Here is a 14,402-nt window from a genome sequence, read left to right on the forward strand (position 1 = left end):
ACTCCTAATGGCTCGCGGCCGTGGCCCCCATTTCATTGACTTGTCGGAATGCATCAAACCTGTCCATGGAAAACGGAGCGATCAGATCAGGCACCTTCCCGCCAGACGCGACAAGTTCTGCCATGGATTTCCCGCAGATTGGCGTGGCTTTAAAGCCCCATGTTCCCCAGCCAGCATCCAAGTAGTAATTCTCGACGGGACTCAACCCCATAATAGGGCTGTAATCACTGGTCATGTCCGTGGTGCCTGCCCATTGGCGTAGCAATTTGAAATTGGCCATGAAGGGGAACATTTCTATCGCGCTGGCGATCAGGCTTTCCTTCAAATCGAGTGTCGAGCGCGTGTTGTAAAGCGGGTAAGGATCTGAACCGCCGCCGAACACAATTTCACCTCGGCCCGTTTGCTGCACATAGCAATGAAGGGCAGAAGAACTGACAAGAGGATCAAGGAAAGGTTTGACGGGGGTCGTCACCATGGCTTGCAGTGGGTAACTGGTGAGCGGCATTCTAAAGCCTGCCATGGCAGCAACAATTGAGCTGTGTCCTGCGACGGCCTGAACCACCGCGCCACAACCGACCGTTCCGCGGTTGGTCTCCACCGAGACCACTTTTCCGTTTTCGGTGTTGATGTTGGTTACTTCGGTAAGCTGGTGCAGTTCAACACCACGCTGTGTCGCGCCTTTTGCATAACCCCACGCCACAGCATCATGCCTGGCGGTCGCGCCATCCATGTGCCAAAGACCGGCCAGAATCGGAAGATCCGCCGGGTTCATATTGAGGGTAGGGACAAGCTCTCGAATTTGTTGGGGATCGATGAGTTCCGTGCGTCCACCAAAATGCTTGTTTACTTCGGTACGCTGTCGAAAAGATCGCACCGTGGCATCGGTATGCGCCAGTGTTAGCTGCCCACGAGAGGAATACATGATGTTGAAATCAAATTCGTTCGAGAGGTTTTGAAATAGCTTCACGGACTCGCTGTAAAACTTCACACCTTCTGATGTCAGGTAGTTTGAGCGAATAACGGCTGTGTTTCTCGCGGTATTGCCGCCGCCGAGGTATCCCTTCTCCAAAATAGCCACGTTGGTAATGCCGTGATACTTCGCGAGGTAATACGCTGTTGCGACGCCGTGTCCGCCACCGCCAATGATGACAACATCATAGTGGCGTTTGAGATCGGTAGGGACGGGCAAGTCCATGTCGTTCTCAAAGGGATAGTCATTGGTAAGACCATATTTTAATAATGAAAAAGGCACTGTACGTTCCCTCGTTACAATCCGTTTAATGGCTATTTGGACAAAACTTGTTTGGTTCTTTGATTGTTTCGTATGTTGACCGCTTTACACGTAGACCGCTCAGCACGCCGATTGCTTGATGTAGACTGTTCGGCGGTTCGACTTCAGGTTTACATGTCGTGCTGCTTTGCTGCCGTTAGCGTGTTTTTGATCAAGCAGGCAATCGTCATCGGGCCAACCCCGCCCGGTACTGGGGTGATTGCGCGACATTTATCTGCGACGTCCGCAAAATTGACATCACCGACCAGCTTTCGTTTGCCATCAATTTCAGTGGCATTTATGCCAACATCAATCACCACTGCGCCTGGTTTCACCCAGTTCTGATCGACGAGTTCTGCCACGCCAACCGCAGCCACCAAAATATCGGCTTGTCGGCAAAGCGCAGCAGCATCAATCGTTTTAGAGTGAACAATGCTGACGGTACAGTTGGCTTGAAGTAATAGGTTTGCCATTGGCTTTCCAACGATGTTCGAACGCCCAATCACAACGGCATGCTTTCCTGACACGTCGCCCATTTCTCGTTCAAGGATCTCCATACAGCCTAGGGGTGTGCAGGGAACGAGCTTGGCTTGTCCGGACGAGAGAAGGCCCACATTGACAGGATGAAACCCATCAACGTCTTTGGTTGGGTCGATGAGATTAATGATGCGCGCTTCAGAAAGATGTTTGGGTAAAGGGAGCTGTACCAGAATGCCGTGAATGTCTTCACGTTCGTTAAGCTCCACGACCACATCATCAAGCGCTTGTTGTGAACACGATGCATCGAGGCGTATGACCAGTGAAAACAGCCCCGCTTTTTCTGCGCTTCGAATTTTATTACGAACATAAATGGTGCTTGCTGGGTCTTCGCCCACCAAGACAACGGCTAGCCCTGGTTGGGGATACCCTTTCTGCGTTCGTTCTTTCACTTCCTGCGTCATTTCTTCGAGCAATAAATCAGACAGTTGGCGACCATCAATAACCTTTACTGGCGTCTCTGTCGGCGTCTTTGTTTGCATGGTTACCTCTGTTGATTATTGGAATACAACGGTTTTGTTACCGTACATAAAGACGCGGTGCTCTAAATGAAGTCGAACCGCTTGGGCCAAGGCGATGGTTTCAGTGTCGCGCCCAACGGCAACCAATCGGTCAGATGAATAGGTGTGACCAACAGGCTGAACGCTCTGTTGAATAATAGGCCCTTCATCGAGATCAGACGTGACATAGTGCGCTGTCGCGCCAATCAATTTCACACCGCGAGCATGCGCTTGGTGATAAGGCTTCGCACCCTTAAAGCTTGGCAGAAAAGAATGGTGAATGTTGATGGCTTTGCCATGAAGCTTCTTACACAGGTCATCAGACAGGATCTGCATGTAGCGGGCGAGAACGACCAACTCGGTTTGTGTCTCTGCAATGACGTCTAAAAGGGCAGCTTCTTGACGTGGCTTGTTTTGCGCATTCATCGGCAGCCAGATGAAACGAATGCCTGCACGTTCAACCATGGGTCTGAGATCTTTGTGGTTAGAGACCACGGCGGTGATTTCCATCGGCAGTTCGCCATTCTCGTGGCGGTACAACAGATCTTTTAGGCAATGGTCGAACTTACTCACCATGATCAACACACGCGTAGGGGCGTCGGCATCAAAGAATTGCCAATCCATGTTGAATCGGCTGACTTGTGCTTCAAAGCCTTCCTTGATGGTCTCCAAATCCACATCTGGAGATTCAATGCGGCAGACCGCGCGCATAAAAAAGTTGTGGTTCTCTTCATCATCGAATTGATGCAGTTCAGAGATGTAGCAACTCAAACCCGCCAGGTAGGAAGTGACGGCGGCGAGAATGCCGCTTGATGCATCACACGTTGCTTTGAGAATGAATTCCTTTGAATCTGGCATGTTTCGTCCTGTTTGATTGCTGTCGATATGTTCACCTTAATATGTGAAATTACATAAAATTAACAATCAAGATGGACATGAACGCGAAATAACCACATATTTTATTCAAATATGAATATTGGATTTACAGGTGGGAAAACATGAGCAAGGCAGACTACCAAGTTCAATCGCTCGCGAGAGGGCTAGAAATCATCGAAATGTATGATGCGGAACACCGGATCCTCAGCACTCACGACTTTGCTGAGAGACTCGGCGTCAGCCAGTCATCGATATACCGCATTGTTCAAACCCTGCTTGATAAAAACTATCTACGAAAGGTGGCAAGGAACGCCTATACCATCGGCCCTCAAGTGGTTTCCCGTGGCTTCTCTTATCTCGCGGGGCAGAATTTAGTGGATGTTGCTGCGCCTCACTTACAGCGGCTTAGGGATGAAACCAGCATTTCTTGTCATTTGTCGGTAAGAGATGGGTTAGAGACCCTGTACATCTATCGCGCTCAAGCGTCGCAAAGGTTGTCTGTGAACATTCCGCTGGGAACAAGACTTCCTTGTCATACCAATGCAATGGGACGCATCTTGCTCCAACAGCTCAGCGACATTGAATTGAGCGCGGTTTATCAAAACATTCAATTGGACGTATACGCAAAACCTAACCCCCAAACGCTTCCGGAACTCAAACACCTCATCGGAACAGAGAAGAAACAGGGTTTCGCATTCTCACGCTCTGACAATGCAACGGCCATCGCCGTTCCGATCAGGGATTATCTTGGTAAGATCATCGCCGCCATTAACATATCGGGCGCAGAACAAATCATGGACAAGCAGCATCAATTCGAGGCTGCCAAAACGAGTCTGTTAAACACCGCCAAAGCGATTTCGAACGAAGCGCCGACGTAAGTGGGAGTTAGGTGGGATGTTGTGAATATCATCGCGTTGCGTATTGCTTGAAATCAACGCGATGTTCATTCAGGTGCGAATGAGGGTTAGACTACATTCAACTTTATCTTTGATCCTGGGGGCAGGTCTTTGATTTGATGTGCAAGATCGCCTGAGAAGCGTATGAGCTCAACGAGCGAGATCGTTTTAAAATTCGATGCATTGTATTCACCACCTAATGAAGCCGGAATGACAAAGCAGTACTTTTTGTTGTCCGTTAATTCACCGAGTGCTTCTTTAGCCACGCTGACCAAAACACGCATGTACCAATCTTGGAGAAACTCTTGATCGTTCGAGAGAAGATCGAGTTCCTGTCGATTTTCCGCGATTAATTCACATGCGAGTTCTTCAGGAAATATACGCCAATAGCGACTTTCATCATCCTTTACAATGAGGTTTCCAAAATCATTTTCTCCCACGACGTCAGTCGCATTAATGCCAATCCAGCCCCAACTTGCGTTAATTTCTGCAACAAGATCCATCTATATATCCAATTCAATAAAAGCATAAGATGCTTAGTTATTTCTCAGAAAAACTATCTATTTACGACCAAATTTACGGTCTTGAAACGCTCTGCGTTGCTTCGTGATTTCATAAAGCACAATCCCGCTAGAAGTGCCTAGGTTTAGGCTCTCGATTAAGCCAAACATGGGAATGCTTACACATAAATCGCTCGACTCGATAGCCTTTTCACTGAGTCCTCTAGACTCATTGCCGAACCAGACCGCGAGTCGTTTCTGTGTGAAGTCTCCTTCGCTCAGGTCGATGTTGACCTTTCCTTTCACGTGAGGAGATGTGGCTATAGAGACAAACTTATTATGTTCTAAGTGCTCAATGCAAGCGAGTGTGGAGTCAAAACGCTTTACGAAGCTCCACTTAATGGCGGACGCTGATGGCTTTGACAATGGATTCCAATGCCGCATATCTTGCCAATCATGAGGCAACACGTTTGTTTCATCGACGATATAAACTTTTTCAGCACCCAAGGCATTAACGTTTCTGACCACTGATCCAATGTTTTTGAGTGTCTTAGGGTTTTCCAGAACCACAATGAGATTCTTACATTGCGCATTTTTGATTTCGTTAGCGCGCGCTCTCAATGGATTTTTTTCGTTTGACTCACTAGCCACTATATTTTCTCTTTGTACTACGTGATTGAACGGAAACCTTCTGAACTCAGGTTGCTTATTCTTTTCTCGTCATATAGCTATTAAAGTTATCGATATAGTCATTCAGGTTTTCTTCAAGCATCGCTTTATATTGTTCGACAAAATACGCGATGGTTTCTTCTTTTGCCGCGTGCATTTCTTCACCGTTTTCCCAACCAGTTGCACTTACCCAAGCGTTAAACCTAGACGTTGCGTACATCATTGATGCGCTTGCTTTGCCTTTACTGATGTCTACTGAAATTTGTTCATTAGACAAGCGAATATGGGCATCCGCTCTATCGTAAAATTCGTTATCGACGTTTGACATGTGTTCAGTTCCTTGAAACTACAGTGCTGCTGACAAAATTGACGGTACGCCAAAAGCCTGTGCAGTAACGTACTAATTTTAATAATTATTTAATAAAGGTTTTTTGGAATTGCCGTAGGGAAGCAAGTTTGTTTGATTGATTGCATAAGGCGCTATCTGGTCTTTTCTTCCATCTGCTCTTTCTTGCATCTCGCTACTCAAATCTCGCCACTCAAATTTCGCATCTCACGACTAAATCCTCACCGCAAGCACTGCGAACGTATCACCAATGTTTACGTTCGCGAGGTGGCGTCTTGCGGCGAGAATACCGCTGCGTTTGGCGTAGTATTCAACAGGGGCTTCGCCAGTGCGTTCCATTGAATAGATGCGGGCGATGAGGTCGCCATTTTGCACGTCGTCGCCGAGGGAGACACACAGTTCTAAAATGCCACGATGTTCAGCGTGGAGGTAGCAATTGGCATCGGGGATTTCGAGGGAAATAGGTTCTGATGGTGGAGTGAGGTAGGTTTTATTGAGTACACCACTGAACACGAGAAAATTGTGAATGCCACGGTCTACCATGGCGATAGTGTCTGGCGTGGTTGTGCCGCCGCCTCTGAGTTCCGTTGTGACAAACACTTTCCCTTGGTCTTCCACTGCGGTGTCGTAAAGTTGTGTGGCGTCAATTTCTTCCATAAAAAACATATAAGGCGCACCAAACAATCGAGCACCTTCTGAACAGCGAGATTCAAGCGCTTTGTCTGGCAATCGGTGTGCGGCAGCAAAAGGAAGAATATCGAGGGTTTTGCCACCAGAATGAATGTCCAACGCGGTGTCACACAGTGGAATCAAATATCGAGTGAAATAGTCGGCCATACGTTCAGTCATCGTGCCGTAGGGGTGGCCGGGAAAAGCGCGGTTCATGTTGCCATCGTCGATAGGAGAAACACGGCTCGCGCCTTCAACTGCGGGCTGATTCATCATCGGGATGATGATAACGCGGCCTTGAATGTCTTTGTTGTCGAGCTGGTGGCTAAGTTTTAGTAGCCCCGTAATGCCTTCGTATTCATCGCCGTGGTTTCCGCCAGTGAGAAGTGCTGTTGGTCCGTCCCCATTTTTTATCACGCAAATGGGCGTCATTATCGCACCCCAAGCAGATCCGTCGTGAGAGTAGGGCAGCTTCAGGAATCCGTGCTGAATGCCATCTTGATTAAAATCGACGGTCGCGCTGACAGAATTAGCAGGAAGAACTGGGTTCATGGTGACGTTATTTCCTCACAAATGGGTTTTCGATTGAGAGTGGTCCCCACCAGATGCTGAGTTTCTAGTTTCTAGTTTCTAGTTTCTACTCTCGCATCTCGTACAACGATTTTTACGCGCTTCAATGCTTAACGAATAGTTGGCGTGGGAAATTACACAAGGTTTCAGCGCCATATTTGGTAATGACAATACTTTCTGTGGTTTCCATGCCCCAATCATCCATCCAAAGTCCTGGCATGAAATGGAACGTCATGCCCTCTCTCAAGACGGTTTGATCAGAATCGCGAAGGCTCATTGTGCGCTCGCCCCAATCCGGTGGGTAACTCAAACCAATAGGGTATCCGCAGCGGGTACCTTCTCGGTCAAAACCGTATTTTTGCATGGTGGCATTGAGTGCTGCAGCGATATCGCCACAAGTATTCCCGGGGCGGGCAACTGCCAGCCCGGCTTCTAAGCCTTCGTTCAGTGCTTCATTTGCGCGCTTGAAAACATCACCGGGCTCGCCCAAGTAAATGGTGCGAGAAAGGGGGCAATGATAACGCCGATGTGCGCCCGCAATTTCGATGAACGTGCCTTCTCCTTTGACGAACGGTTTATCGTCCCATGTCAGATGAGGCGCTGCAGCGTCAATGCCGGATGGCAGGAGTGGCACGATGGCAGCATAATCGCCAAAGTGGTGTTCGTGGCCAAGCACCGCTTGCTTGTTTATTTCTGCCACTAAGATGTGTTTCGGCAAGCCAGGCTCGATGAGTTCGTAGGCCACACGGTGCATGTTTTCGACAATGCGTGCGGCGATCCGCATGTAGGTGAGTTCTTGGTCTGACTTCTCTGCACGACACCAATTAACCAACGATGTCGCATCGACAAACGACGCATAGGGAAGGTTGTCTTTTAGTGATTCGAATGCGGTTGCACTGAAGTAGTAGTTGTCTTTCTCAATGCCGATTTTGCCGCGATCCCAAAGGTGTTCATTCAGAATATGGTTGGATAGGTATTCCATGGGATGGCAATGGGGATTCATGACATATACGTCAGGGTAAAACGTGACATTGTCACGATGCATGTAGACCGTACGCTGCGCACCGCGGGCATCCATGGCGCGACCAAACCAAATCGGTTCGCCTTGTGAGCCAACAATCACGCATTGTGGAACGTAAAAAGACCAGCCGTCGTAACCGGTCAACCACGCCATATTGGAAGGGTCGTGGACGATAAGGGTATCGATTTCGTGAGTTTCCATGGCCGCACGAACTTTCGCCAACCGGACGCCGAACTCTTCAAGCGTAAAATTAAGCACAACGTCACTCATGCCCCTTTCTCCTCAAAATACCGCCCTGTCGGACGAACGTTGACGTGTACAGAGTCATCGCCAGTCATCAGCTTGTGGTGAAATTCGGGGTCGATATTTCACCCAAATGAGCAAGATGGCTGTTTTGCCTCTCAGCTTTGCTTCACTTCAACGCCAATTTAGGGGAAAAAGGAAGCGAATTTTTGTTGTAAGAAAATCTCCTAATTTTCATCTTTTTGAATCAATGCGATGCTGAATTGAGCTCGCTACTGATAAGAACGTTTTTTACGTGCTTGTTTTAGACTTACACCAGTGGTTGATATTTGTACAATAAATAATTAAGCACGATGTGGGCATTATGAGGGGGAGTCTTGGGTAAGAACGCCGAAGATAGGCGCGAAGATGGTCAATTCGCCCGAAAATATCAGTCGGGTTATTTACATGCAAAGTTTCTATTGTGAGACATTCAAGATGCTAACTCATTGTCGGAATCTCAAATCCGCCACTCCGAGAGTATTGTTAGTCACATCAATGACGTCACCTTCTTTGTGTCCGTCCCCGAGTTTGAGAATGACGTGTGGTATAGGGTTTTATTCTGTTTTTCCTCTTCATGTGCCTAGGTAAAAAGGAATCGATAAATGTTATCGGGAGTGTGTTTACATGAGCTGTCTGCGGCATGGAGGGAAACCTAAAAAATACGCACGATTCGTGGGGTTGGCATTCCGTCTTGAGCAGCTAAAAATGATAGAAAGTTAATCGTGCAATCAGAGAAGTAGGCCGAAAGAGCGGTGTCAATGTCGTGATCTCGATATCAAGTGATCGTTGTCCGACACTGTGCTGGTTTTTGTCTTTGGTCGCGCATACCATGCAATGAATCAATAAGCGCGGCGCATAGCTCGAAATGTGTGGCTCACTCATTTTGTTAACCAGGGTTAATTCCCCAAATTTACGCTCAGTTTTTTGTGTTTTTGGTATGCAGTTCAATCACTCTAGATAGAATCAGGATGGGATATCTGCCTCATCAAAGAAGCGCTGGCGTGTGCTGATGTCAGGTTGAATGACGAGTCTAAACACGTAACTTTTAACTCGGAAGATAGCTGTAAAAACGAAAGCAATGGCAAATGGAATGTGAGGTTTTAAAAATAGGATTTTCGGTAGTTGAGATCGCACCCTCAAATGCAATTAAAGGCGTCGATTCAAGCCACTAAAAGTGGCTCTATGAGAATCCGGTAAGGATTTAGTCATTCAAAGTGAACAATGTTTAGGGATTGAAATGATATGGCGATAGATAACTTAACTATCTACCTCGGAACGGTCAGTGTGCTTGGCATTGCTGTGATCTGGTGGGCGGCATCATCGCTATTGAAGTCAAAATCGAACAGGGAAAAACGGCTGAGACGTCTAAAGAACTTCAACAGTGTTCAGACGTCCGCCCCTAAATCAGAAAATCAGGTTGGCGAGATCGATGCAGCGGTAGAGAAAATTGAAGACCGCTTTTCTATTATCCGAAAGATCACGTTTTTTTTCATTTTTGTCGTGCTTGGTTTGGCACTGTCACTTCCATTTCTCAACTCGATGCCAGCTGCGATGGTGTCACTTGTGGTGGCAGTGTCCACCACTGTGCTTGGCTTTGCGGCAAAACCTGTGATCGAAAATATCATTGCGGGCGTGGTGCTTTCGCTTTCTAAGGCTATTAGAGTTGGCGATACCGTTGTGGTTGAAAACCAATATGGGACGGTGGAAGACATTAGCCTGAACCATACGATTATCAAGCTCTGGAATTGGAAGCGTTTGATCATTCCGAGTAGCAAAATGCTGTCTCTAGAGCTAGAAAGCTTTACCTACAACGACCCCTACATTTGGGTGCATGTTGAGTTCTATACCTCTTATGACAACGATTTAGAGCGTGTTCGGCAATTGGCGATTGAATCTGTGCAGAGTAGCAAGCACTTTATCTCGCAAGAGCCCCCGGGTTTTTGGGTCATGGATCTTGAAAAAGATGCTTACCAATGTTGGGTAGCGGGTTGGACGAATTCACCGTCTAGAGCTTGGAATCTTGCCAGTGATATCCGAACTGAAATTGCCATTCGTTTTCAGGCTGCTGGGATTAAAACCCATCACTATCGGGTTCATATGGAGCCTCAGCAAGCAAGCTCAGACCTGACAAGTTATGTGCAAACACTCAACAGCTCTGCATCAGGCTAGGGGAGTGATGTGCTCATAGGAGATGCTGAGTATCAGAGCAGCGTCTGTTCGTCTGGGCAGCGCGATAATGAGTAAAACAATCAATGCTCAGTAGCCGAACTGATCGTTGAGTGGTTAATGAATGTTTGGCATTTCAAATCCGCCACCTCGCCAAAGGCTCAGTATCAAAACGGGGTCTGCGCCTGCTTGCAATTGATGCGGTTGATGCGAGGGGTGATAAATGCAATCTCCTGCACGTTTCCAAGCAGGTGAACCTTCCATGCCATTCGCTTCCCAATACACGTCACCGCCAAGTACAAGGTACATTTCTTCGGGTTCATGATGATGACGCGGGTATGTGACACCTCGATCAAGCAGCATGATTTCTACCAAACCCTGCTCGAACACGAAAGGTCCTTGGCGGTCAGCAATGGGAAACCATGCTGAGCCTTCTAAAAATTCGTCGGGTAATTGCCCCGTTTTGTATGGCTGACGCCATGCGAATGTGTTTGCATGCATCTGGATAAAAGAAACGATTGCACTGGTCTGTGGGGCAGTAGCGCCGACATGTTGAATCTGTTCTGAAACCGGTAACCAATGAGATTCGAGCGGCAGGCTTTTAATGTGGTTTTCGTCTGGTAATGCCGCGCGAAAACGAACGATGTGCTCATCATCGAAATGGGAGAGGTACGTTTTTATTAAACGCAATAAATGCTCTGCGTTGTTATCCATTCTTATTGCCTTTTTTTTGCCAAATGTCATCAAATGGCTCATTCACTGAATTCGCTTCTCACCTTTGGGTTATAACGGCTGCGCCAGCAAACATCTCGATTAATGATGCCAAAGCGAAAGTTGATCACGCTTTTGTGTTGGCGATTTGCATGTGCCACTGTTTGGCTTAGTTTGGATAGATGGCCTATTGCAAAGGAATGACAATGCCAAATCACAAAGAAGCGCTTTCGATACTAAAACAAACCTTGATGGATGAGTTGGTATTGCTTCAGTCACAAACTGACCCAGTGGAACTTGATCAGCAGTCAATCGGACGAGTATCTCGCATCGATGCGATTCAACAGCAAGAGCTCGCAAAATCGAACTACCGAGCCGCAGCACTGCAACTCAAGGAAGTGATTGCAGCCCTAAGTCGTATTGATGAAGACGAATATGGCTACTGCGAGGAATGTGGTGAAGATATTGCGGCAGCGCGACTGGCGGTAAAGCCAGAAGTGCGATGTTGTGTGTCTTGCCAAGCGAACCATGAGTAACAGTAACGCTGTATTAATGACAAATGCTAGGAGACTAAAATGATCAGAGAAATGAGCAAAGATGACTTTGACGCATTTTGGCCAACTTTTGAAAGCGTCATTCAATCCCAAGAAACCTATGCGTTTTCCCCTGAGATGACGAAAGAAGAGGCCCATGCACTGTGGGTGACTTCGACGTCGAAATCGTTTGTTTATGAAAATGAGGGGGAAATATTAGGGACGTATTACATCAAACCCAATGCCATGGGGCCGAGTGATCATATTTGTAATTGTGGTTACATGGTCAGCGAAAATGCGAGAGGGCGAGGCGTGGCTCGTGAACTGTGCGAGCACTCGTTAAGGGTGGCAGTGGCTCTGGGTTTTGAAGCCATGCAATTTAACTCTGTTGTCTCTACGAATGCCATCGCTGTTTTACTGTGGGAAAAATTGGGCTTTACGATCATCGGTACTATCCCTAAAGCATATCGCCATCCTACTCTCGGCTATGTAGATTGTTTTGTGATGCACAAGCTCCTCGTTTAAACACGAATTCTTGCCAGTAAAATGAGAGAGTTACCCCTCGAAGGGTTGTCGTGAAAGTAATCTCTTTTTACTGTCTATTTTCGTTGCTAGTGATATAGGTCGCATATATAATCCGCCAACTTTTTTGACCTTTCGTGTGAACATTCTCAGTCTATGTGGAAACCGCCTTCGTTGCGTTATTGCTACGACACCTATATCCGTGACATATCGATCGTCTTTCTCCTACTTTTGCCTCTCACCATTTGTAATGCGATTTCGATATTTGTTGGTCACGCTTTAAATATTTCTCATTTCCCTGAGCTGGCGAAGAAGTTTTTCTATTTCTCAGATTTGCTGATTGGTATCTACCCAAGCGTGCTTTGTATTGTTACGACGTATTACCTGTCGAGCAAACACAGTATCAACCCTATGGTGGTCGTGCCGTATGCGTTTCTGATGTACTTATCAGTGTCGCTCACCAATGGGCTTGTCGCTGACAGTACTGGGTTGCCGAATAACCCCTTAGTCGCGTTAGTGACGGCCATTATTTCTGCGTCTTGCTGTGTGTCGTTCAGATTGTATCCTTTGGATCCGTCACGCATCGATTTTGTGAAAGATCTATACAAACAGGTTGCGCACTTCTTTGGCTTCTTGCTGTTAACGGTGGCCCTGTCAGGGTTAACAACCTCATTTCTTGAAGTGATGGACATTGTTCGCGCAGATATCGATTTTAACCCTCTCACCGTTGGTGGTGGTCTGGCATACCAGTTCATTCTGGGACTGCTCGGTGCAATTGGCATCAACGGCCATAACTTCTTGTTTGGCGTCAAGCAAAGTTTGTATGAAAGCACGCAGGCGAACATCGCCGCTTTCCATGCGGGTGAAGCGCCGCTAAATATTCTTGGTCAGGGGTTTTACGATGCGTTTATGCAAATTGGGGGGTCAGGTAACTCTCTGAGCTTGTTGCTATGCATCTTATTGTTCTCTAAAGAGCGTCGCCATATTACGTTGGCGCTGTCGGCATTGCCTTTGGTGATGTTTAACATCAATGAACTCTTGCTGTTTGGTTTGCCTGTTATCTTCAACCCAACATTGATTGTACCGTTTGTTCTGGCGCCATTGGTTAGCTTTGTCATTGTGTATGGTGCTATGTGGTCAGGGCTTGTTAATCCGGTTGAAGCCATTGTGCATTGGATGACACCGCCGTTTTTCAGTGGCTATGTGGCGACGCAAAACAGCATGAGTGGTGTGTTTTTACAAATCGTTGTTGTTGCTGTAGGCATCTTAGTATATCGACCATTTTACCTGCACTATGCGGGTCGAAGCGTCATTGATAGTAAGGCCATGCTGCACCAGCAAGAACTTGAAAAAACAACCCTGAAGAGCTTTTTAGGGGATGTGCATCGTTCGATGGGAAGTTACATCAGCAAGCATGAAGTGAGCCGTCGTGTGAGCCAAATGCTCAGCAAAGGTGAGTTTGTAATGTTCTACCAACCGCAAGTGCATTTGAGCAATGAAAATCACTTGGCCTTTGAATCTTTGGTTCGTTACAAAGACGAAAAGGGAAACATGCTTCCCCCTATTTTCATTAAAGACTTTACTGAATTAGGCGCAATGAATCAGCTTGATCATATGGTTATTGACCTCGTGATGGCTGACATGAACAAAATGCCTCTTACCTCAGGGTGCAAGATTGGTATTAACGTCTGTGTAGAAACGATTTCACGTCAGGGGTTTGTTGAATATGTTGCAGAACGTCTGGATCACTACGTATTGCCCGCCAGTGCACTTGAAATTGAGGTCACGGAAGAAGCGATTCTTAAAGACCATAATCAAGTGAAACGTAACATTGACGCGCTTCAAGCATTGGGTGTGAAAGTGGCGATCGATGATTTTGGTTCGGGCTACGCGTCGTTCGCGCACTTACTGAAATTCAATTTTGATAAAGTGAAACTTGATCGCTCGTTGTTAATAGATGCAAAAGAAGAGCGCGGCCAGAATCTGTATCAACTGTTAGCAAAAATCAGCGACGTAACAGGTTGTGCGCTGGTGGCGGAAGGCGTCGAAACTGAACAAGAAACGGCCTTTGTAAAAAGCTGTGGCATTGATATTTGCCAAGGGTATTTTTTCGCGAAGCCGCTTCCTTTGAATGAAGCGATAGACTGGGCGCAGGAAAGAACCGAGCGTATAGAAAGCATAACGACTGCAGCTTAGTGAGCTTCGTACTTTTTGGTTGCTAAGAAGAACCGAGTTCCGCACCAAAACCCTTTTTTTAACACTCACCGTTGTATTCAAAACTAAAAAAGGCCGCAGAAATGCGGCCTTTTTGTTTTTGTCACTGTATGGCGA

The 14,402-nt window shown here is 46.9% G+C and carries 14 protein-coding genes; 5 read left to right on the forward strand and 9 right to left on the reverse strand.

All coding sequences use genetic code 11. The features are described from left to right. Positions 1-4 precede the first annotated feature (4 nt). The 3 genes from BCT27_RS22965 to purU form a co-directional block, all read right to left on the reverse strand. The gene (locus BCT27_RS22965) at positions 5-1,252 is read right to left on the reverse strand and encodes an FAD-dependent oxidoreductase (RefSeq protein ID WP_017015480.1); all 1,248 of its coding nucleotides are present in this window, start codon (positions 1,250-1,252) and stop codon (positions 5-7) included. 149 nt (positions 1,253-1,401) lie between these two features. Beyond that, positions 1,402-2,289, reverse strand: a complete 888-nt coding sequence (gene folD / locus BCT27_RS22970) for a bifunctional methylenetetrahydrofolate dehydrogenase/methenyltetrahydrofolate cyclohydrolase FolD (protein ID WP_102396893.1) — start codon at positions 2,287-2,289, stop codon at positions 1,402-1,404. A gap of 15 nt (positions 2,290-2,304) precedes the next feature. Further along, positions 2,305-3,165: a formyltetrahydrofolate deformylase gene (gene purU / locus BCT27_RS22975; RefSeq protein ID WP_102396894.1), complete on the reverse strand. Its 861-nt coding sequence runs from the start codon at positions 3,163-3,165 to the stop codon at positions 2,305-2,307. Between the two features lie 140 nt (positions 3,166-3,305). Between purU and BCT27_RS22980 the strand changes: the two genes are divergently transcribed. Beyond that, entirely contained in the window at positions 3,306-4,061 is a 756-nt protein-coding gene (locus tag BCT27_RS22980) for an IclR family transcriptional regulator (protein WP_017015902.1), read from the forward strand. Positions 4,062-4,147: 86 nt separating this feature from the next. On the opposite strand, the gene BCT27_RS22985 is transcribed toward BCT27_RS22980, so the two are convergent. The 5 genes from BCT27_RS22985 to BCT27_RS23005 form a co-directional block, all read right to left on the reverse strand. Beyond that, complete coding sequence (locus BCT27_RS22985; protein ID WP_102396895.1) at positions 4,148-4,582, reverse strand: T6SS immunity protein Tdi1 domain-containing protein; 435 nt, start codon at positions 4,580-4,582, stop codon at positions 4,148-4,150. 57 nt (positions 4,583-4,639) lie between these two features. Beyond that, entirely contained in the window at positions 4,640-5,149 is a 510-nt protein-coding gene (locus BCT27_RS22990; protein WP_241908632.1) for a TrmH family RNA methyltransferase, read from the reverse strand. Positions 5,150-5,285: 136 nt separating this feature from the next. Then, complete coding sequence (locus BCT27_RS22995; protein WP_102396897.1) at positions 5,286-5,576, reverse strand: DUF3144 domain-containing protein; 291 nt, start codon at positions 5,574-5,576, stop codon at positions 5,286-5,288. A 231-nt stretch (positions 5,577-5,807) separates the two neighbouring features. Further along, positions 5,808-6,815: a N(2)-acetyl-L-2,4-diaminobutanoate deacetylase DoeB gene (gene doeB, locus BCT27_RS23000; protein ID WP_102396898.1), complete on the reverse strand. Its 1,008-nt coding sequence runs from the start codon at positions 6,813-6,815 to the stop codon at positions 5,808-5,810. Between the two features lie 121 nt (positions 6,816-6,936). Further along, positions 6,937-8,124, reverse strand: coding sequence for a M24 family metallopeptidase (locus tag BCT27_RS23005; protein ID WP_017009780.1), 1,188 nt, complete (start codon positions 8,122-8,124; stop codon positions 6,937-6,939). A gap of 1,257 nt (positions 8,125-9,381) precedes the next feature. On the opposite strand from BCT27_RS23005, the gene BCT27_RS23010 reads away from it, so the two are divergent. After that, the gene (locus BCT27_RS23010) at positions 9,382-10,308 is read left to right on the forward strand and encodes a mechanosensitive ion channel family protein (RefSeq protein WP_102396899.1); all 927 of its coding nucleotides are present in this window, start codon (positions 9,382-9,384) and stop codon (positions 10,306-10,308) included. A gap of 114 nt (positions 10,309-10,422) precedes the next feature. Here BCT27_RS23010 and BCT27_RS23015 read toward each other — a convergent pair whose 3' ends face one another. Further along, positions 10,423-11,019, reverse strand: a complete 597-nt coding sequence (locus tag BCT27_RS23015; RefSeq protein WP_157939248.1) for a dimethylsulfonioproprionate lyase family protein — start codon at positions 11,017-11,019, stop codon at positions 10,423-10,425. Between the two features lie 203 nt (positions 11,020-11,222). Here BCT27_RS23015 and BCT27_RS23020 point away from each other — a divergent pair, with 203 nt between their 5' ends. From BCT27_RS23020 to BCT27_RS23030, 3 genes are all read left to right on the forward strand, one after another. Then, positions 11,223-11,552 (forward strand): TraR/DksA family transcriptional regulator, encoded by a 330-nt coding sequence (locus tag BCT27_RS23020; protein WP_017015904.1) that lies wholly within the window; start codon positions 11,223-11,225, stop codon positions 11,550-11,552. Between the two features lie 39 nt (positions 11,553-11,591). Then, on the forward strand, positions 11,592-12,074 hold the full coding sequence (locus tag BCT27_RS23025) for a GNAT family N-acetyltransferase (RefSeq protein ID WP_102389821.1): 483 nt from the start codon (positions 11,592-11,594) through the stop codon (positions 12,072-12,074). 153 nt (positions 12,075-12,227) lie between these two features. Next, a complete protein-coding gene (locus tag BCT27_RS23030) occupies positions 12,228-14,267 on the forward strand; it encodes an EAL domain-containing protein (protein WP_102396901.1) in 2,040 nt (679 codons plus the stop codon). The last annotated feature ends 135 nt before the right edge of the window (positions 14,268-14,402 follow it).

Origin of the sequence: Enterovibrio norvegicus (assembly GCF_002876705.1) — a bacterium.
GTDB classification, from domain to species: Bacteria; Pseudomonadota; Gammaproteobacteria; order Enterobacterales; family Vibrionaceae; genus Enterovibrio; species Enterovibrio norvegicus_B.